This window comes from Paenibacillus sp. J22FR83, from assembly GCF_059691955.1.
Map to the genome: position 1 here is coordinate 61,865 of NZ_JCAUAM010000005.1, position 22,143 is coordinate 84,007.

Consider the following 22,143-nt stretch of genomic DNA (forward strand, 5'->3'; position numbering starts at 1 on the left):
TGATAGGTTCTGTTGTGCTGCTGTCAAGTGTGCAACCTTTACGGAGGTAGATTATGACTGTCGATCCTATGTTGGAGAAAACGAATCGCATTAACCTGCTTTTTGATTTCTATGAACCATTGTTGACCGATAAGCAGCGAACATTTCTTGAACTGTACTTCCATGATGATTACTCCCTCGGGGAGATTGCTGAGAACTTCACGATCAGCCGCCAAGCGGTCTATGAGCATATCAAACGTGCGGAATTGACCTTGCAGGAGTATGAGAGTAAGTTGAAGTTGTTACATAAGCACGAACAACGCATGAAGCTGCGTCAAGAATTAGTTGTTGGGTTGAGTGATTGTGATCCAGCGCTAAAGAGGAAAGTGACAGAGCTTTTTGATACAATAGTAGGCATGGATTGAAACCATAGTTTAGAAGCAGGAGGTGAAGCGCATGGCATTTGAAGGATTAGCAAACCGATTGCAGAATGTGTTCGGCAAGCTGAGAAGCAAAGGTAAGCTGACGGAAGAAGATGTAGGCGAAGCGCTTCGCGAAGTTCGATTGGCACTGCTTGAAGCGGACGTTAACTTTAAAGTTGTGAAAGACTTTATTGCGAAGGTGAAAGAGCAATCGATCGGACAAGAAGTTCTGAAATCTTTCACACCTGGCATGGTGGTTATCGATATCGTGAACAAGGAGCTTACTGCCCTTATGGGTGGTACACAAAGTAAGCTAGCGCGTTCGAATCGACCGCCGACGGTTATTATGATGGCGGGCTTGCAAGGGGCTGGTAAAACAACGACCTCAGGCAAGTTAGCTAAAATGTTGGTGAAACAGAATCACCGACCGCTTCTAGTTGCGTGTGACATTTATCGTCCCGCGGCGATTAAGCAGTTGGAAGTGCTGGGTGAACAACTGAAGGTGCCGGTGTTCTCACTAGGGGATAAAGTAAACCCTGTTGAGATTGCCAAAGCGGGTCTTCAACACGCGAAGGATAACGGCAATGACTACGTGATTATCGATACCGCAGGTCGCTTGCACATTGATGAAAACCTCATGGATGAGCTCAAGAATGTTCGTGAAGCGACAAGCCCGGATGAGATTCTGCTAGTTGTCGATGCGATGACGGGGCAAGATGCTGTTAATGTGGCAGAAAGCTTCCATGCGCAGCTTGAATTATCCGGTGTTGTGTTAACCAAACTAGATGGAGATACGCGCGGTGGTGCTGCGTTATCCGTCAAAGCGGTAACAGGTTGTCCGATTAAGTTCGTAGCCAGCGGTGAGAAAATGGATGCTTTAGAGCCATTTTACCCTGACCGTATGGCCTCAAGAATTCTCGGCATGGGCGATATGCTCTCCTTAATCGAGAAGGCGCAAGCTGGTATTGATATGGATAAGGCGAAAGAGATGGAGCGCAAGATGCGCAACGCCGAATTTACCTTCGAGGATTTCATTGAGCAGATGGAGCAAGTGAAGAAGATGGGGCCTCTTGACCAAATTCTTGATATGCTGCCGGGAGCGAACAAGATTAAAGGCATGAAAGACATGAAGGTTGACGAGAAACAGATGGCGCGTGTTGAAGCCATTGTGAAGTCGATGACGACCGAAGAGAAGCGTAAACCTGAGTTGCTGAATGCGAATCGTCGCAAACGGATTGCAGCAGGTAGTGGAAATTCGGTGCAGGAAGTCAATCGTTTCATCAAGCAATTCGACGATATGCGCAAGATGATGAAGCAATTCTCGGGTATGATGGGACCGAAAGGTGCCAAGGGCATGAAGAAGTTAGGTAAGGGATTTAAATTTCCCTTTTAAATCATAGCGTTTATTCTAAGTAGGAGGTGATTTTTCAATGGCAGTACGTATTCGTCTTAAACGTGTAGGCGCTCATAAAGCTCCTTTCTACCGTGTCGTGGTTTCGGATTCCCGTTCCCCGCGTGATGGTCGTTTTATCGAAGAAATCGGTACTTATAATCCAATTGCTGAACCAGCAGCTGTGGTTCTTGATGAGGAAAAAGCGCTTAAATGGCTTCAAACTGGCGCTCAACCGTCCGATACAGTTCGCAGCCTGTTCTCAAAAGCAGGTTTGATGACTAAGTTTCACGAGCTGAAATTACAGAAGTAATCTGTTATCTTTCGGAGGGTGGGTTCATGAAGGATCTTATCACCGTTATTGCTAAGGCTCTTGTCGATCATCCGGAAGAGGTACGTGTCGCTGTGGTGGAGAAAGAGGACAAGATCGAGTACAGGCTTTCTGTTCATCCCGACGATGTCGGTAAAGTGATTGGCAAGCAAGGCAAGATTGCGAAATCGCTCCGTACGGTTGTCACGTCGGCAGCTGTGAAAGAAACGAAACGGGTAGCCGTTGAAATCGTTTCATAAGAAATGAGGTTAGGATTCAATTCCTAGCCTTTTTTCGCATATGAAAAGAAGGTAATTTAATGTGGAGGTTGGGCAAGCGCATATGACGGAGAAATTAGTGACGGTTGGGAAAGTCGTGAATAGCCACGGGATACGTGGAGAGCTAAAGATCGTGCCTGAAACAGATTTCCCAGAACGGTTCGATGTGGGGAATTCATTAATCATTGTAGATTCTCAAAATAAGCAAACGCCGGTGACAGTGAAATCGTCCCGCTTACATAAAAACGTATTTATTGTCTTGTTCAGTCAATTCTCGAACATAAATGATGTTGAGAAGTTTAAAGGGTCCCTGCTGAAGATAGAGGCTAAGGATCAACAGCCGCTAGAAGAGGGAGAGTACTATTACCACGAAATCATCGGCTGTAAGGTCGTTACAGAAGATGAACGAGAACTGGGGCTGATCTCTGAAATACTAACGCCAGGAGCAAACGATGTCTGGGTGGTATCTTTACCGAAAGGCAAGCAACTACTACTTCCAGTGATCGATGATGTCATCCTAAAAGTTGATATTCCAAACAAAACAATTCGTATTCATCTGATGGAAGGGTTAATGGAATGAGAGTGGATGTCTTAACTTTATTCCCAGAAATGTTTGAAGGGGTATTCTCTTCTAGTATTTTAGGGAAGGCACGTGAGAAAGGGATCGTTTCTCTGAGTACGGTTAATTTCCGTGAGTATTCCACGAACAAGCACAATACAGTTGATGATTACCCTTACGGTGGCGGCGGGGGCATGGTGCTGAAGCCAGAACCGATTTTTGGTGCAGTCGAAGCTTTGCCTACGCATCAAACCGCTGAAGGGGTGGCTGTAAAGCCGCGTGTCATCCTGTTATGCCCACAAGGGGAGACCTTCACGCAGAAGAAAGCGGAAGAACTAGCTGGTGAGGAGCATCTTGTTTTTATCTGTGGTCATTACGAGGGCTATGATGAACGGATTAGGCAGTACCTGGTGACGGACGAGCTCTCCGTTGGTGATTATGTACTAACCGGTGGTGAAATACCCGCTATGGTCATTATAGACAGTGTAGTGAGACTTCTACCTGGGGTGCTCGGGAATGAGATGTCCGCTGTGACAGATTCTTTCTCAACGGGACTGCTTGAGTATCCGCATTACACTCGCCCCGCCAAGTTCCGAGATTGGGAAGTTCCTGAGATGCTTCTTTCTGGTCACCATGCTAACGTAAAAAAATGGCGGAACAAGGAGTCGCTCATTCGGACTCTAGAGCGTCGGCCAGATTTGCTGGAGGGCAGAGTATTGTCCAAAGAGGAAAAATTATGGGTGGCTGAATGGAAAAGAGAACAACAAGAACAAAATAGTTAGGCTTGTACAATCTTCTCTATTGAATTAATCTTGGGACTATGATAATATGTATTCTGTTGTGAATTTTTCAACAGTTCGAGTCTGGTGGTCCTCTACGCATAACAACTTAGATTTACTAACAATTAGCGGAATGAACACCTGTGTGGAAGGAGGGAGTCAACTATGAATCTTATTCAAGAGATTACGAAAGAGCAACTCCGTACGGATATTCCTAATTTCCGTCCAGGAGACACACTTAAAGTACACGTAAAAGTTATCGAGGGTACACGTGAGCGTATTCAGCTGTTCGAAGGTGTTGTTATTAAACGCCACGGCGGTGGAATCAGCGAAACGTTTACAGTTCGTAAAATTTCTTACGGTGTGGGTGTGGAAAGAACTTTCCCATTCCATTCTCCGAAGATTGACAAGATTGAAGTGGCTCGCCGTGGTAAAGTTCGTCGTGCGAAACTTTATTACTTGCGTGGTCTTCGTGGTAAAGCAGCAAGAATTAAAGAAATTCGATAGTAAAATGGGGGGCTTGTTCAGTCAAGTCTCCTTTTCATTTTTTCTGTACATAATAGGATATAATAGAGATCACACCAAAACTGGAAGAGAGGCCGTCAGTGATGGAAAATAACGATCAAATGCAACCCAATCAGCCGATCAGTGCTGCTCCAGCAAAGACCGTGCAAACAAAAAGTGAAACGTGGGAATGGATTAAAGCGCTAGTAATCGCAGGAGTACTTGTTATTATTATTCGTTGGTTCCTCTTCTCCCCCTTTATTGTTGATGGAGATTCGATGCATCCGAATTTCTTTACGGGAGAGCGATTGATTGTCAATAAAATTGTGTACGATATTCGTGATCCGAAACGAGGCGAAGTCATCGTTTTCCACGCACCTGAAGGCAAAGATTATATTAAGCGTGTTATCGCCCTGCCTGGAGAAACCGTGAAGGTAGTTGGGGACAAGGTGTACATTAACGGCGAAGAACTGGCTCAGCCTTTTATTCAAGAGGCGATAGATCAGGCTGTTAAAGAAGGCCACCCGTACAACACATTACTGGATTTCCCAGAAACGAAAGTGCCTGAAGGCCAGATTTTTGCGATGGGAGATAATCGTCCGAATTCCAAAGACAGTCGTACGAAAAGTGTAGGCTTTGTGCCGTATAATAAAATTGTAGGCCGTGCAGAAGTGATTTTTTGGCCGGTGAAGAAAATTAGTTTCATACATTTTTGAGGTGAAGAGAAATGACCATTCAATGGTTTCCCGGTCACATGACCAAGGCTCGCAGACAGATCGAAGATAAGCTTAAGCTGATTGACGTCGTGATTGAGCTCTTGGATGCCCGAATCCCGCTATCCAGCCGGAACCCGATGGTTGATGAGATTTTGAAAGGCAAGCCGCGTCTGGTATTGCTTAATAAGAACGATCTGGCTGACCCGCAGGTAACCGCAGAATGGGTTAAATATTTTGGAGATCAAGGCTTACCTGCCTTGCCAATTGACGCTGCGAACGGAACGAATGTCAAAGAGATTCTGCCCCGCGTGAAACAACTTTGGGCTCATAAGATTGAGACAATGCTGCGTAAAGGGATTAATCCCCGTGCGATAAGAGCACTCATCGTTGGGATTCCGAATGTGGGTAAATCTACACTGATTAATCAATTGGCAGGTAAGAAGATTGCCGCGACTGGTGATAAGCCAGGTGTGACCAAAGGTCAGCAATGGATCAAGGTGGGCACTGAGATGGATCTGCTCGATACACCAGGTATTTTGTGGCCTAAATTTGAAGATCAGTTGGTTGGCATGCGTTTGGCTGCCACTGGGGCTATCAAGGAAGAGCTTTTGCATTTAGATGAAGTAGCCCTGTTTACCATCAAATATATGGTTCAGCATTATGGAGCTGGTATTCAGGAACGCTTTGGTGTTCAGGAATTACCGGAAGATATGGATAACATTCAAGAAATGGTGAAGGTCATGGAAGCGATTGGGCGTAAGCGCGGCGCTATTGTAAGCGGGGGGAAAGTCGATTTGGACAAAGCTTCCCTTATTATTATTCGTGATCTAAGAGCAGGGAAAATGGGTCGTATCTCGTTAGAAAAACCATATTGATGATAATGAATCAGGAAGAACCTGGGGCTGAGCCTTGGGTTTTTCTTTTTGGTATAGGGTTAAAGTTGTAAAAAATGGGTGTGGCTTGACGAAGTGTCGATCTTATATAATGAAGGCACAGGAAGGGGCGGAACAAGTGCTAGATCATGAGAAAGACATATGGCAACAAGGTTTTACTGCGATAGCAGGTATTGATGAAGTTGGGCGTGGCTGTTTGTTTGGAGATGTCGTAGCTGCGGCTGTTATTCTTCCGATGGGACATGTTCTTGAAGGGGTTAATGATTCCAAGAAATTATCGGAGAAGAAACGCGAACTGCTTTTTGATCAGATCATGAATGAGGCAATTTCGGTGGGGGTTGGCATTGTTGATGTGGAAGGCATAGAAATATGGAATATTAAACAGGCATCCAGACTTGCTATGAAGCAAGCGGTTGAGAAACTGGATCAAGCACCAGATTATTTGCTAGTTGATGCTGAAAATGTGGACATAGATCTACCTCAATCGGCTATTATTCATGGAGATGTGTTAAGTCAATCCATCGCAGCTGCTTCCATTATCGCCAAAGTGACGAGAGATCGTATGTGTGCGGAATGGGACGAGCTTTATCCAGAGTATGGAATTGCCGTACATAAGGGGTATGCAACCAAGCACCATCGTGAGATGCTTTTGAAATATGGGCCGACGCCGTTACATAGGAAATTATTTATCCGTAAAATTATGGCGCAGCTGGATGCGCAAGAGAATGAAGCGCAGACGGAACAACTGCTATTTGATTTCATATAACGAAAATGGCTGGAGACGCCGATAATATACATATGTGTAATCAGATTTGAGGTGAGCTGTGTGAATATAAGTGGATTAATTCGTAATTTGGTCGGCGATTTGACAGCTGCCGATTCGAAGACGCTCGAATTAAAAGTTGGACAAATTATCAAAGGTGTCGTGCTTCAGCTTCTGAGTGACCAAGAAGCATTATTAAATATAGGTGGAACGCAGGTTCGTGCAAAGTTGGAAACTCCGCTTAAACAAGGTGATGTTACCATGTTGCAGGTTCAACCGGAATCTAAAGGCGGTCAAATTATTTTGAAACCGCTGCTTGCTTCGGACGTACAGATTGCGGATGATTCGCTAGGCGAGCTTTTGAAAGCATTTGAGATTAAAGATACAGCAGTCAATCGTCAAATGGTTCAGCACATACAGCAAGAAGGCATTCCAGTGTCTAAGGAAAATGTGAAAGCATTTGAGTCTGTGATGCGTGAGATGCCAAAGGGCGTGAATCAAGAAGAATGGCTGCAAGCGGCTATCCTCACATCGAAAAAAGGGTTGCCGCTTACCCCTGCGACCGTGGATGCCATCAAACAAGTGACGACCGGCCCGGCGGCGGGCCAGGTGTTAGAGCAGCTCGAGCAGCAAGCGAACGCGCTGCTTGAGCAAGACCCGACACACCCTGCGGCAGATACCGCCAAGCAGGTTGTGTCGCTGCTCAAGGAGCTGCGGGCTACCGCCGCAGCTGTACGGCCTGCGGAGCCGGCTGCGCCAGCCTCCGCCGCGGATGAGCCTGCGGCTGCGCCGCCGCAGGCAGGTTCGTCTGCACCAGCTGCTGCGCAGGCTGGTGCTGTGACGCGTGGCAGCGAGCCTGCGGCCGCTGCCATTGCAGCCCCGCCCGCCGCGGCAGCAGCGGGCGAAGCCCCTCCCGCGCCGCCAACTGCTGGCGCGGCGACTGTGGCCGCCTCGGCGAAGCCGGCGGCCGACGCTCACGCGGCTCAGGCGCCCAGCGCTGAGCCTGTGAGGCAAGGCGGCGAACCGCTGCAAGCGGGTTCGCCGGTGCCTGTACAAGCCCCTCCTGCGAAGCAGGAGGGCGGGCTTGCTCCTACAGTGGCGCGTGGCGAAGCAGCGCCTCCGCAAGCGCAAGCTGATCCAGTAGAAACGAACTGGATCAGCAAGATGCTCAAAGCCGTTGGCGTCGAGCATGAAACGCATGTCGCCGCCAAGCTAGACGAGCGCGGCAATCCTGTTTCGGTGCGCCAACAAGCGACGGATAGCTCTTTTTCAATCATAAGCACCAACACACCTGAGCAACAAGGCGATATCGCGAAGCCAGCTACAGAAACCTTGAAAAGCCTATTGCTTCAACTTACAGCATCTGACGATACGCCTGCGCCGCTGAAAGAAGCGGCACAGCAAGCGGTTAGTCAAATTACGGGCCAGCAGCTTATGCTGACGAATGATAAGAACGCCATGTTTACCCAAATGACGATGTTTGTGCCATTTCTGGACAGCACAGGTCAACAAACAGCAGCTATTCATATTCAATCCCGCAAAGGGAGCCGTGGGGAAGTAGATGCTAGCAACTGTCGACTCTTATTTGATCTTCAGATGAAGGTCATGGGAAATACATTACTGGATGTTCAAGTAGTGAACAAAATTGTTTCGTTAACGATTCACAATGACCATCCGGCTCTAGCTATGCTGATGGAGTCATCCAAAGATGAGATTGCCACTGCCATGAATAGTGTGGGTTATCAGTTTATTTCGTTAAAATGCTCTCCATATCCCAAACCGCTAGAAATTCAAGACGGTAAGGACGGAGGGGCTAGAATGGGTGCTTTGGATGGACGTGTAGATTTAAGTGAGCTTTATCGTCCTAGGACATATAAAGGGGTTGATGTTCGCGCATGAGTCCCTCCAAGAAAACACCTGAGGAAACAGGGCTTAATCCGATTAAGAAGGCAGTAGCCCTGCGCTATTCACCTGAATCACAGAAAGCTCCGACCCTCATTGCCAAAGGGAAAGGGCATGTAGCTGAAGCCATTTTGCAAAAGGCGAAGGACAGCGGTATTCCGATTCAAGAGGATAAATCCTTAGTTGAAGTACTCTCCAAACTTGATTTGGATCAAGAAATACCGCCAGAGCTTTATCAATTAGTGGCCGAGGTGCTAAGTTTCATATATCGTTCTGATCAACGGATGAAGCCTACGCGAGGCTTAGAATGATGAACAACATGCATAAAGATGATCGTAAAATGCTGGGAAAACAAGGTGAAGACCTGGCATGCAATTATTTGGTCGAGCAAGCGTATCAAATTGTTGCGCGGAATTGGCGCTGTCGTTCAGGTGAGATTGATATCATTGCAGAGAACGCAAATAAGCTCATTTTTATTGAGGTGCGAACGAGGCGTCCGTCTAACCGATTCGGTACCGCCAAAGAATCGGTAGACTACCGTAAACAAGCGAAGGTTCGAGAAATTGCACAAGTGTATATGCATCGCTTTCATAAATACGAGCAACCCATACAATTCGATGTCATTACCATTGAAATGATTGATCTACATACAGAACCGAAGATCGTACACATACAAGAAGCCTTTTGACAGTCAGTAATCTGATGACATGTCAAAGGGCTTTTCGCATTTAGCGAGACACGAAGTCTCAATCCATTTAGATCACAATTTCATCGATGCGCTGGTTTTTATCTAAATTCCGATATTGGATGGCTTCTGCAAGATGAGCAGGAAGAATATCATCACAACCATCTAAATCCGATATGGTGAGCGCAAGCCGCAAAATTCGATCATGTGCGCGTGCGCTTAATCCCAATGCGTCGAATGAAATGCGAAGAAGCTGATCACATTCAGGTGTTAATTGACAGATGTCGCGCATTAATCTTCCACTCAATTCATTATTATGCTGAATATCTGTGCCTGCATAACGTTGCTGCTGACGCATATGAGCATGCAAGACCCTAGCTCGCATTTCACTAGAGGATAAATTAGAAGTATTGTCTTTCAGTTGCGCATAGCTAGGTTTAGGGACTTCAACATGGAGATCAATGCGATCGAGAAGTGGCCCTGAAATTTTGGAACGATAATGAACGATCTTAGCGGGGCTGCAAATGCAAGCGTTTGTTTCTGTTTCAGCACCATAATAACCGCAAGGGCAAGGATTCATAGCTGCGGCTAATATAAAATGGGACGGAAACGTGTACACAGCCCTTGCTCTGGCAATCATGACGTAACGATCTTCAAGGGGCTGCCTGAGTACCTCAAGCGCATTACGTGTAAACTCCGGGAGCTCGTCTAAGAAGAGAATACCACGATGAGATAAACTCACTTCACCGGGTTTGGGGATGCTTCCGCCACCGACGAGACCGGCAGCTGAGATGGAGTGGTGTGGAGCGCGGAATGTTCTTGCACGCATCAATGTGGAATGGTCTGTCAACTTGCCAGAAGCACTGTAAATCTTCGTAACTTCGAGTGCTTCTCGGTCTGTTAAAGGGGGAAGTATAGAAGGCAAGCGTTTGATAAGCATCGTTTTCCCAGTGCCTGGTGGACCAAGGAGAAGCCTAATATGTGACATTACCAAGCAGGTATATAGGGGTAGTTATATGATTTTATACTAGATATAGTATAGTGTAACTCATAAATCATTTCAACTTACAACAGTTGGGATCATTTTACGTTGCATTATCTCTCAACACCTCATAAAACTCATCAGAAGACCCTCTAACAGGTTTCAGTAGTAAATCCACTCAACTAGTATCATCTTACCCTTCAATATCCATGCAAGCCAATTAAACTCCTAATTTCACAGGGAATAATTGTATTGCCTTCCATAGTTCAGCACATGTAAAATAGTCCTAATGCACTATATTCTCTAGATGATATATGTAACCGTATCAAGGGTTGTTTTATCTAAATTTGTTTTGGTAGTTAGTAAATACTGACTTTCATTTCACTTATTACATAAAAGTGTACCAAGGAGATTGGTTGCATTCTTGTTGTCCATTTACAAGAAGGTAGAGATAATTAAAGAACATAGAGGATGTCAGATTAAGGAATAGGTTCTTGAATGTTGGTTAGGTGTATGTGATTGAACAGTAATAATAAAAATAATTTATTCTGTAGTTAATACTTAGGAGGAATGAAAAGTATGGAAGAGAGAGCAACTTTAAAATTTTGCGATATTGATGTATTTGATTTTGATACTGTGGATGGATTCGATGGTGGACATTATCAATATAATAATGTGAATTTCTATTTATTTGAACTAAGAATGTATGATGAGTGTAATGTTGAAGTGCACCAAGACTGGAAATTTGTTGTGTTGGATAAAGAAGGTAAGATAATTAAAGAACTTTATATAATGGAGAATGAAGAATTTAAACGTAAGCTTTTTGAGGCATACCCAATTATTGATTAATTTTTTATGATAAAAGGATAGTTTCATTGGGAGGCATTGTGAGACATGCATGAGATTAAGTCTGTTGAATTTTTTCATATTCAACGAAATAAAAGATGGGGATTAAGCGATAATTGGGAAATTGGAGATACAATTGAAATTGGAAATAAGCATAATAAATTTATGGAGAGCAGATACGACAAGGATTATAACATGAATCCTGAATTAGACTTTGAAAAAGAATTCGTTAGATTGCAGCAGAAGCATTTGGATCAAAGTGATTTACAACATTTAAAGAATATGAGTATTGTTTGGAAGGAATATATTATTAAAACAAGAGAGTACATTTTTGAATTAGAAAGATTACGATTAGATCCAGAGTTACCTTCGAGATTTAATTGTTTGTTTGTTACTGACTTGGCGGGAATTAACTATTGGAAACCGCTTTTAGGAAATCTTAATAGTCAAACAATTTATAAACTTTCTTTGTCTGGTAAGATCCATAAAGCCAATGAAAAGTTTGTTAGACTCAATACAGACAGCCAAGCTATTAATCATGAGCAAGCGAGAAAATACTGGGCTGGAGATGATTCTGATGAACAGGGATATGAATATTTATTTGAGGGGTCAGCAAGAGTTTTAGAAATAGTCTAATAAAAGGTTAATTTTATAAAAAGGAATGTGGAGTATTGAATGCTGAATTTTGTGGATCAATTGTATCATGATATCGGCAGCAAGGTCAGAACGATGAGCTGTGATGACTTGCATAAGTACAAAAGAGATTTCTATGAAGCATGTTATAAGTATATGGGACATACGAGGGATTTAACAGGAATTACAGAATTGCTCATTAGTATATTTTTTAAAAATTATCTGCGGATTATTGGCTCAAATGATCTTGAAATTGTTACAAATTATTCTGACAGTGGGCGTAACTCCAAAGAAAATCAATTGGATCTGGCATTACTGTCAACAGATTCTAAGTTAGTTGTTTTAGGTTGTTCAATTAAGCACAAATATGGTGGGGCTGACTGGAAACCGCATGAAAGAGATTCTGAAGATTGCCGTAAACTTATGTCTAACTTTGGTAAAAGCAACATTACGCAAGACTTGTTCAGAATATCAAATATAAAGGATAACTGCACCGAGATTTATCCAACTGTAACTTTTATTTTTGACAAATTGGAAAATAGTAACCAAGAACGCAATCTTGAAAAAATTGAATCTAACAAGGACTACAATCACAGTTATATAGTACTTGAGGGTAACGAAAAAACGCTTTATGACTTAATTAATGATGCAATAAAAAGATAATTTTATGAGGAGTGTGCTTAACTTGAAAGAAATGAATATGGAAGACAAAAATTATATTATTTCAGTCTTACAAAGAGTCAGTGAGTCCACAAAACCAGCTGTAGAGTTCCTGAAAGAGGTTGAAAAACAACCTGATAAAAAATGGGAGCCAGAAAAACGCTTAATAAATCTTAAACAAGAGTTGGCATCTTACCTTAAATGCCAAAATGAAGTCTTATCTGTAAGTCCACCAGTATCTTTTAAAGAAGAACATGGACTGCTTGTGGATGCTTTTAAGGATATTGTTGACGGAACCGAATATATGATTGATAGTTTTGAAGTCGCAGAGAAAAGATTACATCCTCATCCATATGATTTTGGTTATTTTGTACAGAAAAATGGTATAGGCAACATTTCAAAAGTCATGCAATTGATAATGTCAAAACTTCAATGAGTTAATCCAATGAAACAACAATTTGAATAGAAAAGAGCGGTGTTCCTATGTTGAAGGTTATGTTTATGAATCCTGAAGGAGACAACTTAAACTGCCGCGACATGTCATTGGAGCAATTATATGCACTCAAATTCGTAGATAAAGTCGATGTAGGGTCTTTCTCTTACACCATTGTTGATATGGCTTACAATGTGGATCTGAATGAGATTTATGTTTGGTTAGAAGGAGTTAGGTAGATTGGATGAAGGGATTACAGAAAGGGTGTAAAACTCTTTCTGGATACATAAAACAAATAACCTATGAGGGAGTTTGCCAATGTTAAATGTTTTTCAGAACCTCTATCAGATAATTAGATCTGTAGAATTATGTATTGAAAATAAATTAATTACTCCTTCCTTGATATTAATATATAGCGGAATTGACATTGTGGCATCACTAACTGTCGGTGAAAACAAAGATGTTCAAAAGAAAGACTTTATTTCTTGGACTGAGAAGTATCTAATTCCCCGACTTTCGGTCAAGTGTAGAGGTGAAGATCTGTACGCTGCAAGATGTGCTGTAGTTCATTCACTAGCAGCAGAATCGAATATGTCACGGAAAGGGCAAGCAGATCCTATAGTTTATTCATGGGGGAATCCGCTTTTACATGAGGATTTGAAGGAATCTTTGAAATTTTTTCGGGATGGAAATGCAATTGCTTTGGAAATAGAAAACCTTTTATCTAGTTTTAGATTTGGTGTATCTGAGTTTATAGAAGATTTAGACAAAGATGCAAATAAGAAGACATTGGTGGAAATCAAAGCTAAACACATGTTCGGATTTAATGACTTGAATATAAAATAATACTTTCATAGGGGGGAGAAAGAATTGAATAGAGACATTAAATTATTATTTAAAGAACAAATCAAAGTGCTAACTACTTCAAATTGGAATATATTATTTGAGCCAAATACATGGAGTACTAAGATAACTAATAATCGTGGTGAAGAAATTGATGGAAAGACACTTGCATTTATTTCAGAGCAAATTCAAAATTACTCCGAAATGAAACATGAGGAACGCTTTGGTGAACGTAGAAAAGCTCCATTAGATGAGTTTACAAGAAAGAGACGTGGAGTTGAAGATTATTTGTTAATAAGGCACGAAATGAGAGACACTTACGAGTCAGTTTTTGAAGTTTATCACGATGAAAATTCTATCTTTTGTTTGGAGAGTTTTGGTGTGTCTAAGCGTAATAATCTTCTATATAACGAAATGAGCATGTATTTAGGTATTAATGATGCAGAAAAGGTCTTGGAATCACTACAGAAATTTGTAGATAAGCATAAGAAAACAGAATGCAAATAAAACAATTCTTTTAAATCATTCACAACAGGAGTGATAAACATCAGTTTATATAATTCATTGTTTAGGAATGCATCACTTATTTTATTTGGATTAATAATTTTACAAACATCTCGACTTTTTTCAAGCTATAACTTGCAATTATCGATTATTACTATATCTTATTTTATTATAGTTGTGGGACTGTTAGGGCTCATAATTTCGATGATTAGGTATAATTGGATTTATCTCAGAAATCCTTATTCAGAATATTACTACACTAAAATGGTTAATGGAGAAAAAAACAGATATTACGAAATTCACACTCCAATACCGAAAAGAAAGAGTAATCACCCAAAGAAGATGATCGAATCTTCTTATCGAATTTTATTCGCAGCAATCAAAGACACTAGTAATGAAAAAATTAACGTTGAGATAGTAAGCAGTCATATAGACGAAAATAAAATCCCATCAAAATTGAGAGATAGAGTTGTGTATTTAAAACCATCCTATTCTGATTACATCTTCTGTTGGTTTTTTGAATTTACATATTCTTTAATAATCTTTAAATTGAGGAGGAAAAGTTTAATCAAAAAAATCCGAATTAACTTAAGCGATTTAAATGAATCCATAGTTTCTGACGTAGTGCGGAGATCGAAAAAGATTAAACCTGTAAATAGAATTAAAGTAACCAGTATCTTTATACTAATGTACATCGTATGTTTTTGTCTTTTGTATATGCTTGTATATTCATATTTGATTAATTTCAAATAAAATGAATTATTTATTAGATTGGATGTGCCTACGATAGCGCGGATAAAGATAATTCATGATAACTCAATATGCACTACGGATAACTGTGGGAATCCAGTTAAAGCAAAAGGACTATGTTCAAAACATCATCAAAGACAATTTAGAACTGGCTCCACGAAGTTGAGATCAGAAATGAAGCAGCAACAGACTCTTCAGCGTGAGTGTAGGGCAGTTGGATGTACTGTTGCGAGTGATAGACTAGGCTTGTGCCTAGAACACTTGGTTGAATTTCAATTGGATCATATCAAAATATAATGGAGTTAGAATTTAGGCTTCATTAAACAATTGAAGGAGCGTAATGTTATGTCGAAGAAAAACAAAACCCGAGAGCTGACCGAAGTAGAAAAAGAGTTTTTGGTTAAGGTTGAAGAGATAGCATACAAAGCTATAGAACTGGGGACATTTACTGATAAGAATATTGAATTTGCATTAAATGCTGCGAAGTTATTATTGAACCCTGATACAACAATGGTGGTCGATGTAGAGAAAGAATATAACATAGAAGAAAGTAAGGATGAAATATTTGTGAAAATCCCAGTGTCTAAGAAGTTTAGATGAAAGATAATGAAACCTAACCTCCCTAACAAGGAGTTTTTTTGTCAACATTTACCCGAATCATTTTCACTCAATAGAGGTTTAACATTGTGGCTTCTGTCCTATACTTGTTGTGAGGTGGTTTGATGGAGTATAGCCAAACTAAGAACGAAGTTGCAGAACAACAAAAACTCAAATATGCTGATCATGAATACTTTAAAGGATGCAGATTACTCCCAATAGAAAATGAAACATATTTAAATAAATTTGAATTAAAAGATTACATAATTAATAAAGTTTTAACAGAAATTAGAAAATAGAATCAACGTGTATTAAAGTCATAATAAGTGTGATAGGCGACTTTAAATTCGTAATTCAGAATTATATTAACAAAATTCTTACTGTTTTAAAAAAGACACCTGAGTGATTAGGTGTGGATGATATTTATAGGAGAAAACATGAAAGTGATTTTCCTATACTTACTTTTGGAGGTGACTGATGGAAGAGAATAAAAAGAGAGGTAGGCCTGATCGTATTGTACCCGATGAAGAAGGTTACCACATTTTTTTTATTGATGATATACAGGTTAAGATTAAATTAGAAGGTGCCAGAATCTTTGAGGAATTTATGAAGACTAATCCTAGCGCAGAAGAAATAAAGTTATTTGGAGAAAAAGTAGTACAATGTTACGAAAGTGTTAGTTACTAAGGTTCAGAATGAAGAAAGCACCTGATCATTTGTCGGGTGCTTTTTCTTTGGTATCTGTTGGTATATGTTCAATAACGTCCTCAATTTTGACATTATAAGTGTTACAAATCTTATCCAGTACTTCCATTGATACGAATTCACCTTTGCCCATTTTTGCAATTGTAGCTGATGATGTCTTAATTGCCAATCTCAACTCTTCTTTAGTTTTATTCTTATCAACTAGTATTTTCCATAGCGGTTTATACGAAAAACCCATACAACACCTCCCTTAATCCAATTATAGGTTATTTCTTTAAAAAGTAAAAGATATTCTTCTTGACATAATCTTTTATAAAGTATAGAATAACTTTAGAAAGTTAAAGAAATTGAAGGAGTGATGACGAATGTTCGAAAATACAAAAGCAGGATTGCTCAAGTTGCTTCAAGAAACAGCCGAGATTGACAAAAACACTGGTGAGATCGATGAGGAACAACAATCTGCCTGTGAATGCGTCGAACAACAGTACACCGAAGAGGATGCACAAGGTTTTTTTAGATACTTTAGTTGGAATTTGGCGGAATTTATACATAGTAATATTTGGACTTATGACAACAAAGTAAGACTTAAACTAGTGTAGTTGCTCAGGCGACTCTAAAAAGACTTTAAGCCTGATGCGTTTACTCCTCAAAATTGGGGAGTGAGGTGGTATAAAATTCTAAAACAAAGGTGATGAAAAATGGATCAGATGTATCGAAGAGGAGACGTTTTTATATGCGACCTATCGGGATCGGTGGGGTCTGAATATTCAGGACTTCAGAGGCCTGTGGTCATAGTTCAGTGTGAGGCAGGTAATCGTCATTCGCCTACGGTTCAAATTTGTCCAATAACTTCATCTAAATCGAAAAAGCGGCTGCCAACACATGTAGATTTATCTGCTGAATTCCATGGATTAAACAGAGACAGTTTCGTATCCTGTGAGCAGCAGAGGGTGGCCGATAAGTTCCGACTTATGCGCAAAGTAGCAACATTAGATAAGGAAACTATGGATAAAATTGATATTGCATTGTTAATAAGTAACGGCCTGTACGAGAAATTCATTTACAGAAGGGATGTGATGACATGTACGCGGTAATAGGCAAAGGCTTGTTTACCAAAGATGCATTTATTCAATTTCTAGTCAAAATCGGTCTGCTGGAACATGATAGCATCATTAAAGAGGTCGAGCGAAACGGTCGCTTGCAGATGGGTTCTTATCGCTTCATGCTCGTTAGATAGTGGTAGGGGATGTAACTAACTAGTGCGAAGGATGTCTGGAGGAAGAAAATAAGAGTCAAAGCATAAATAAATCGTAAAATCAAGTGTCAGTTATAGCGTGTAAGTGTATATTTACTGATGGTTTGGTGAGTGGTACGATTTGATTAAGGAATTCCTTTGTAAACAGGTACTAGAGATACAGTATAAATATTTTGTTGACGGATTTTGAAAAGCATGTGAAGATAGTAGCGGAGACTCGATTTTTGGGCTGAATGCAAAAATTGCACAGTATAATTAACTGTACTTGAATTTTGAGCCTCATATTTTATTATGTAAAAAAGGAGGTTGTGTTTCCTGTTCCTTGAAAACTTGATACCAGTTTACCTCATTTGGCGATGAGGGATTTAGTGTGTTTAAAACTTTTCTTTTATTAGAATACCATCCTACTTAACATCTGTAAAGCAAAACCTTATAAAAGTGAAATTTTAATGGGAAAGGAATATCAAATGGATATTGTAACTGTTCATTCTGCTCGTATGGCAGGATGGCTCATGTTTAATGGAGTCATATACATCCAAACAACTCGGAAACTGGATGATCCGAACAAAATTGTGTTTAAATTCGTGAACACACCTAGACTACAGCAACTAATGGAAGCTATCAGTAAAATTTAACATCTTGGACGCTTTCGTCCAACATTATTTATTAGAAAATAATCATGGACGCTTTTGTCCAACATTTTTTAACATCTTGGACGCTTTCGTCCAACATTATAGCAACATCTTGGACGTTTTCTAGCCTGTGGCACCAAGACAGTATCTTTATAGAAAGATTTAAATAAATTAATACTTTAATAGCCAAAGGGTAAGGTGACTGAATTGGTCGCTATCGCTCGAAGGTCAAAACCAGCCTTGAACAGGATTATTTATTGTCTAATATTTAAATTTAAAATTCAGAAAGAGGTTATTCATTATACATGATTATTAGGATTCCAAACGTTGCTTTATTTATTGAAGGTGAGAGGAAGTTGTCACCCGATGAGACGATTGTATTTGCTTGGTTACATAAGTATCATAACGCAGATTCAATATTTGTCACTAGCATTGATTTGATTAGCGCAGTGTTCAAATTTCAGAGTGGTCGAGATCGGAGAAATAAAACTCACGTTAGAGAGATACTCGTTTCTCTGGAACAGAAGCAATATATCCAATCAAATGTTACTGAGTTTACAGAGTACGACGATTTGATTACTGGAGTAATCCTCAATTTAAAGGAAGACTATAGCGGCATAGATAGTTCAATTTTAGATGAGTTGTTAAGGGAAGATTTAACCAAGGCAAAGTTAAAGTTTTATATTTATGCCGATGCGAATAGATACCAGCGTGGTAACAGATTAAGCTATTCCATTATTTCAGATAAGTGTAATTACTTCAATAGTTGTAAGAATCATTCAGTGTCAGTAATACAGGAAGTCGTTAATGAGATGGATGGTAAGCTCATTTATCGGTTTAGTGGCGACAGACATGAAGGCAGTCCGAGACAGGATGAGAATACATACATTAGCTCTAAATACATAACCGAGGATTTGAAGAGAAGTTATGTTAAGCACATTGAAAACAAAGCGATTAAGAAAGCTGCATTCAGGAAAGATACTGAATTAGTCAAGTCTAACACACATTGGGGTGATGACATGACTGTTAAAGAGCTGAGGGAACATCTCCGTGATTCAAATTGGGGTAAACGTAATCCATACAGTGGTGCGCTTGAAGAGTTGGAGTATGATGATTATTTCTACTATCGTTTGGCGAAGGACGAGAAAGTAGCAACTACTTTTATTTATAAATTGGACAGAGCAATTGAAGCAATGAGGGATAATATCGAACTTCCTTATGACTTTGAGCAGTGGGAACAACAGTACTTAGATGACACTCGTGAAGATGAAAATGAAGCGGAGGCTATTTAATTAATGAAAATGAACGTCAAAGGAAGCCTCAATAAACAAATTAGAATCTTGTCTGTAGATAGTTCGGCGTTTTACACTGAATCTGAACACGAGATTGGTAAAAAATTATCAGAGCTTTATCTTCAACGTAAATTCATTCGTGATGAAATAGAGAAGGAAGAGAAGCAAATTGAGAAGGGTTCAAGAAAAGTAATTACTGATAAATTGTTAGTACAAAGAAAAGACGCTAATCGTAAAATAAAGAAATATAAGCAGGACAAGTTATTTCCTGAGTTCAACAAGAATATTGATGTTCGTCAGTTACGTGAAGATGCTATAACTTATCCAGTTAAAGATTCAAATGGGCAAGAAACAGAGCAACGCAAATTCAAGAAGAAAGTCGTAATCAGTGTATTTGATTCCGAGTTGACGCGCACTTTTAAAATAATAGAAGCGAATGCATTTACAGATTCAATTATTATTGTTGAGCAATATTATGCCGCTGTATCGAAACAACTTATTGACGATGGATTCATTTTTAGAGGGAAGTCCTACCAATACTATTCGTCATCAAGTGGTCAAATTCGCGATAAGAAGATGGTTTTCGTGGAAACTAACCTGTGGGGAGAATTTGGAAAGACTTTAATGTGCGGATTGAATGAAGATATTATTAATGACCATGATGGTGCAAATGTTAACAAGTTGTTGGCTTATAAATCATTGCAAATGACAGCCAGCACTCGTTGGTCCAGCTTTGATATTGATCGTGTAATTATATGTCCAGATTTCGAATTTGATATTGTGGCTGATGTTGACTATATCGATTATAAAACATTTGATATTACTCGTAAGGTTATGGCAATAAGTATGACCCCAACAGATGGCGCAGGGATGTGTTTGCCTGAAGTCAGTAAAAAAGGTTTCCAGTTCAGGATGCCATATACGAAGGGCTATGTTTCTGCGTTTAACTTTAGACAATGGGCAATTGATCATAATAAAACAAAGGTAATAGATATAGATGGTGTAGAACGTGACATTATCGCTGAAAATATACAGATGATACTTTGTAAGTCCATGTTTAAAATGGGTGGATACTATGATACCTGGGACGAATTTAAGAAGGCATTTAAAGAAAACAAATGTCATGCTGCTATTGTTCAAGTTGAGTCTGAAGTTAAAAATACGGTTGAACTTGGGTACCAGATGCTTCAGAGCCTTGACAAGATGGATAATGACCAAATTGAAGCTCTGTGTGAACGAACAGTTAAAGACATCAAATTATTAGGTAGAGACAAAGATACTATGCTTAAGGTTCTTGGTGTTACTGACAATCACCAACAAAAAAATTACTATCAACAAGCGCTAGAGTTGACACCTTCATTACTAACTGATACTTACTCTCAGGAAATAATCAAAGAGACAAAGAAATCTATGGTAGATGATTCTCGTGCAGGTAAAATCGAGGTATCAGGTCGATATGTGTTTGTTTGTCCTGATTGGTGGGCATATTGTTCATGGCTTATTGGTGGGGTAAAGAAAAGTAAGGTTAAAGGTTTGTTAGGTGAGAACGAAGTGTATTGCAAGTACTTTAATGATAATGAGAAAATAAATATTCTCCGATCACCGTCACTCTACCGCGAACATGGGTTGGTTAGAAATAAAAAAACGGAATTGTTGGAGAAATGGTTGCTGGGTGGAAATGTCTACCTGAGTCATAAGTCAATGCTTCCTAAACTTTTAATGCTGGATTGGGACGGAGACCAACTAGCCTGTGTTAATGAACCGACTCTCGTCAGTTGTGCTGAGACACATATGAAAGGTGTCGTACCGCTGCACTACAAAATGAAAAAGGCTGAAGTTGTGAAGATAACTAATGAGAGTATATTCCAAGGCCTGCAAGATGCATTTAAAGCTAATATTGGGCTTATTTCAAATGATGTGGCTCGTGTTTGGGATAGTGAGGATATAAACGTAAATGTTTTGAAATATCTCACCATGATCAACAATTTTGAAATCGACTATGCCAAGACCCTTTTTAGAGTCACCCCCCCAGAACATGTTAAAAATGAGATTAAAGCAGCCACAAAAGGGAAGCTGCCTCATCTGTTTAGATATGCGAAGGATAAATCGAAAAAGGAAGTAAAATCGGATGGGAATCCCAGCACAATGAATAGATTAGCAAGACTTATTCCTAACAAACGTATTCACTTCTTTAATGTCGCTGGAGAATTTGATTATCGTATGTTGATGAGAAAAAGTGAGGTTGATTGTGTTAGTCCTAGTGTGCTTGTTAAATACAATAAGTTAGATTTGAAGAAGTGGACAATGAGTATGCAAGCAAATGACAAGGATTCTTCTGGAGATTATTTATTTGAATATATGGAGATTCGCGATGACTTACTGAAGCCGATTCATGGCGAGTCATTTGATATTCATGAGATTGTAGATATGCTCATTTACTATCTATACAAGGAAAAAGAGTCAGACTATAAATGTACATTATGGAGTTCATTCGGGGATATCATTATAGAAAACATTAAGAGGAATCAAGCAATTGAGAAGAAGAACCTTCATTTCTGCGTAACGTGCACCACTGAATTTGTTAAGACCAAGCAGAGACAAGACAAATGTTTAGGATGCTTAGATAAAGCTAAGAAGGAAAATCACGCAAAAAGACAGTTGAAATATATGAACGGTAAGACAGGATTAGCTATAGCAAAATGACGCTGAGTTATAGAAAGCCAAGCTCAATAAACCCTTTAATATCAAGGTTTATTAGACTTGGCTTGTTTGCGTTAAGAGTCTTTTAAGGGAGTAATATTTAGTAGTCTCAAAAGTAGGAATATTGCTTT

General features: G+C 39.9%; 31 protein-coding genes. 29 read left to right on the plus strand and 2 right to left on the minus strand.

Annotated elements, in window-relative coordinates; genetic code table 11:
- Positions 1-53 precede the first annotated feature (53 nt).
- The 13 genes from AC58PV_RS10635 to AC58PV_RS10695 all read left to right on the plus strand — a co-directional run bounded on the left by AC58PV_RS10635 (position 54) and on the right by AC58PV_RS10695 (position 9,183).
- A complete protein-coding gene (locus AC58PV_RS10635) occupies positions 54-404 on the plus strand; it encodes a putative DNA-binding protein (RefSeq protein ID WP_497432222.1) in 351 nt (116 codons plus the stop codon).
- Between the two features lie 31 nt (positions 405-435).
- Positions 436-1,794: a signal recognition particle protein gene (gene ffh, locus AC58PV_RS10640; protein ID WP_497432223.1), complete on the plus strand. Its 1,359-nt coding sequence runs from the start codon at positions 436-438 to the stop codon at positions 1,792-1,794.
- A gap of 37 nt (positions 1,795-1,831) precedes the next feature.
- Positions 1,832-2,104 carry a 30S ribosomal protein S16 gene (rpsP, locus tag AC58PV_RS10645; protein ID WP_028558245.1) on the plus strand — a complete coding sequence of 91 codons (273 nt, stop codon included), beginning with the start codon at positions 1,832-1,834 and terminating at the stop codon, positions 2,102-2,104.
- 26 nt (positions 2,105-2,130) lie between these two features.
- On the plus strand, positions 2,131-2,361 hold the full coding sequence (locus AC58PV_RS10650) for a KH domain-containing protein (protein WP_028558246.1): 231 nt from the start codon (positions 2,131-2,133) through the stop codon (positions 2,359-2,361).
- An 82-nt stretch (positions 2,362-2,443) separates the two neighbouring features.
- Positions 2,444-2,959 (plus strand): ribosome maturation factor RimM, encoded by a 516-nt coding sequence (gene rimM, locus AC58PV_RS10655; RefSeq protein WP_497432224.1) that lies wholly within the window; start codon positions 2,444-2,446, stop codon positions 2,957-2,959.
- Positions 2,956-3,720 (plus strand): tRNA (guanosine(37)-N1)-methyltransferase TrmD, encoded by a 765-nt coding sequence (trmD, locus tag AC58PV_RS10660; RefSeq protein ID WP_497432225.1) that lies wholly within the window; start codon positions 2,956-2,958, stop codon positions 3,718-3,720. Before rimM ends, trmD begins: the two co-directional genes overlap by 4 nt.
- A 162-nt stretch (positions 3,721-3,882) precedes the next feature.
- Positions 3,883-4,224 carry a 50S ribosomal protein L19 gene (rplS, locus tag AC58PV_RS10665; RefSeq protein WP_028558249.1) on the plus strand — a complete coding sequence of 114 codons (342 nt, stop codon included), beginning with the start codon at positions 3,883-3,885 and terminating at the stop codon, positions 4,222-4,224.
- A 101-nt stretch (positions 4,225-4,325) separates the two neighbouring features.
- Entirely contained in the window at positions 4,326-4,937 is a 612-nt protein-coding gene (gene lepB, locus AC58PV_RS10670) for a signal peptidase I (RefSeq protein WP_497432226.1), read from the plus strand.
- Positions 4,938-4,948: 11 nt separating this feature from the next.
- Positions 4,949-5,812, plus strand: coding sequence for a ribosome biogenesis GTPase YlqF (gene ylqF / locus AC58PV_RS10675; RefSeq protein WP_497432227.1), 864 nt, complete (start codon positions 4,949-4,951; stop codon positions 5,810-5,812).
- Positions 5,813-5,897: 85 nt separating this feature from the next.
- Positions 5,898-6,596 (plus strand): ribonuclease HII, encoded by a 699-nt coding sequence (gene rnhB, locus AC58PV_RS10680; RefSeq protein ID WP_497432228.1) that lies wholly within the window; start codon positions 5,898-5,900, stop codon positions 6,594-6,596.
- A 60-nt stretch (positions 6,597-6,656) separates the two neighbouring features.
- Entirely contained in the window at positions 6,657-8,492 is a 1,836-nt protein-coding gene (locus tag AC58PV_RS10685; protein WP_497432229.1) for a TP0910 N-terminal domain-containing protein, read from the plus strand.
- Complete coding sequence (locus AC58PV_RS10690; protein WP_497432230.1) at positions 8,489-8,806, plus strand: EscU/YscU/HrcU family type III secretion system export apparatus switch protein; 318 nt, start codon at positions 8,489-8,491, stop codon at positions 8,804-8,806. Before AC58PV_RS10685 ends, AC58PV_RS10690 begins: the two co-directional genes overlap by 4 nt.
- On the plus strand, positions 8,803-9,183 hold the full coding sequence (locus AC58PV_RS10695; RefSeq protein WP_497432231.1) for a YraN family protein: 381 nt from the start codon (positions 8,803-8,805) through the stop codon (positions 9,181-9,183). Before AC58PV_RS10690 ends, AC58PV_RS10695 begins: the two co-directional genes overlap by 4 nt.
- 67 nt (positions 9,184-9,250) lie before the next feature.
- Here AC58PV_RS10695 and AC58PV_RS10700 read toward each other — a convergent pair whose 3' ends face one another.
- Positions 9,251-10,168, minus strand: coding sequence for a YifB family Mg chelatase-like AAA ATPase (locus AC58PV_RS10700; RefSeq protein ID WP_497432232.1), 918 nt, complete (start codon positions 10,166-10,168; stop codon positions 9,251-9,253).
- A 573-nt stretch (positions 10,169-10,741) separates the two neighbouring features.
- On the opposite strand from AC58PV_RS10700, the gene AC58PV_RS10705 reads away from it, so the two are divergent.
- From AC58PV_RS10705 to AC58PV_RS10750, 10 genes are all read left to right on the plus strand, one after another.
- Entirely contained in the window at positions 10,742-11,011 is a 270-nt protein-coding gene (locus AC58PV_RS10705; protein WP_497432233.1) for a hypothetical protein, read from the plus strand.
- A 45-nt stretch (positions 11,012-11,056) separates the two neighbouring features.
- Positions 11,057-11,644: a DUF2441 domain-containing protein gene (locus tag AC58PV_RS10710; protein ID WP_497432234.1), complete on the plus strand. Its 588-nt coding sequence runs from the start codon at positions 11,057-11,059 to the stop codon at positions 11,642-11,644.
- A gap of 39 nt (positions 11,645-11,683) precedes the next feature.
- Positions 11,684-12,304, plus strand: a complete 621-nt coding sequence (locus AC58PV_RS10715) for a hypothetical protein (protein ID WP_497432235.1) — start codon at positions 11,684-11,686, stop codon at positions 12,302-12,304.
- A gap of 22 nt (positions 12,305-12,326) precedes the next feature.
- Complete coding sequence (locus tag AC58PV_RS10720; RefSeq protein WP_497432236.1) at positions 12,327-12,737, plus strand: hypothetical protein; 411 nt, start codon at positions 12,327-12,329, stop codon at positions 12,735-12,737.
- A 65-nt stretch (positions 12,738-12,802) separates the two neighbouring features.
- Positions 12,803-12,973 (plus strand): hypothetical protein, encoded by a 171-nt coding sequence (locus AC58PV_RS10725; RefSeq protein WP_497432237.1) that lies wholly within the window; start codon positions 12,803-12,805, stop codon positions 12,971-12,973.
- Between the two features lie 79 nt (positions 12,974-13,052).
- Complete coding sequence (locus AC58PV_RS10730; RefSeq protein ID WP_497432238.1) at positions 13,053-13,580, plus strand: hypothetical protein; 528 nt, start codon at positions 13,053-13,055, stop codon at positions 13,578-13,580.
- 24 nt (positions 13,581-13,604) lie between these two features.
- Positions 13,605-14,084: a hypothetical protein gene (locus AC58PV_RS10735; protein WP_497432239.1), complete on the plus strand. Its 480-nt coding sequence runs from the start codon at positions 13,605-13,607 to the stop codon at positions 14,082-14,084.
- Positions 14,085-15,176: 1,092 nt separating this feature from the next.
- Positions 15,177-15,431, plus strand: a complete 255-nt coding sequence (locus AC58PV_RS10740; protein WP_497432240.1) for a hypothetical protein — start codon at positions 15,177-15,179, stop codon at positions 15,429-15,431.
- Between the two features lie 122 nt (positions 15,432-15,553).
- Positions 15,554-15,727 carry a hypothetical protein gene (locus tag AC58PV_RS10745; protein WP_497432241.1) on the plus strand — a complete coding sequence of 58 codons (174 nt, stop codon included), beginning with the start codon at positions 15,554-15,556 and terminating at the stop codon, positions 15,725-15,727.
- Between the two features lie 178 nt (positions 15,728-15,905).
- Positions 15,906-16,115, plus strand: a complete 210-nt coding sequence (locus tag AC58PV_RS10750) for a hypothetical protein (RefSeq protein ID WP_497432242.1) — start codon at positions 15,906-15,908, stop codon at positions 16,113-16,115.
- Positions 16,116-16,140: 25 nt separating this feature from the next.
- On the opposite strand, the gene AC58PV_RS10755 is transcribed toward AC58PV_RS10750, so the two are convergent.
- Positions 16,141-16,371 (minus strand): helix-turn-helix domain-containing protein, encoded by a 231-nt coding sequence (locus AC58PV_RS10755; protein ID WP_497432243.1) that lies wholly within the window; start codon positions 16,369-16,371, stop codon positions 16,141-16,143.
- A 127-nt stretch (positions 16,372-16,498) separates the two neighbouring features.
- Here AC58PV_RS10755 and AC58PV_RS10760 point away from each other — a divergent pair, with 127 nt between their 5' ends.
- The 6 genes from AC58PV_RS10760 (at position 16,499) to AC58PV_RS10785 (ending at position 22,015) form a co-directional block, all read left to right on the plus strand.
- Positions 16,499-16,732, plus strand: coding sequence for a hypothetical protein (locus AC58PV_RS10760; protein WP_497432244.1), 234 nt, complete (start codon positions 16,499-16,501; stop codon positions 16,730-16,732).
- 108 nt (positions 16,733-16,840) lie between these two features.
- A complete protein-coding gene (locus AC58PV_RS10765; protein ID WP_497432522.1) occupies positions 16,841-17,227 on the plus strand; it encodes a type II toxin-antitoxin system PemK/MazF family toxin in 387 nt (128 codons plus the stop codon).
- Complete coding sequence (locus AC58PV_RS10770) at positions 17,215-17,370, plus strand: hypothetical protein (RefSeq protein WP_497432245.1); 156 nt, start codon at positions 17,215-17,217, stop codon at positions 17,368-17,370. The genes AC58PV_RS10765 and AC58PV_RS10770 overlap by 13 nt, the downstream gene beginning before the upstream one ends.
- Positions 17,371-17,855: 485 nt before the next feature.
- A complete protein-coding gene (locus tag AC58PV_RS10775; protein ID WP_497432246.1) occupies positions 17,856-18,023 on the plus strand; it encodes a DUF5659 domain-containing protein in 168 nt (55 codons plus the stop codon).
- A 302-nt stretch (positions 18,024-18,325) separates the two neighbouring features.
- Complete coding sequence (locus tag AC58PV_RS10780) at positions 18,326-19,312, plus strand: hypothetical protein (RefSeq protein WP_497432247.1); 987 nt, start codon at positions 18,326-18,328, stop codon at positions 19,310-19,312.
- A 3-nt stretch (positions 19,313-19,315) separates the two neighbouring features.
- Positions 19,316-22,015 carry a hypothetical protein gene (locus AC58PV_RS10785; protein WP_497432248.1) on the plus strand — a complete coding sequence of 900 codons (2,700 nt, stop codon included), beginning with the start codon at positions 19,316-19,318 and terminating at the stop codon, positions 22,013-22,015.
- The last annotated feature ends 128 nt before the right edge of the window (positions 22,016-22,143 follow it).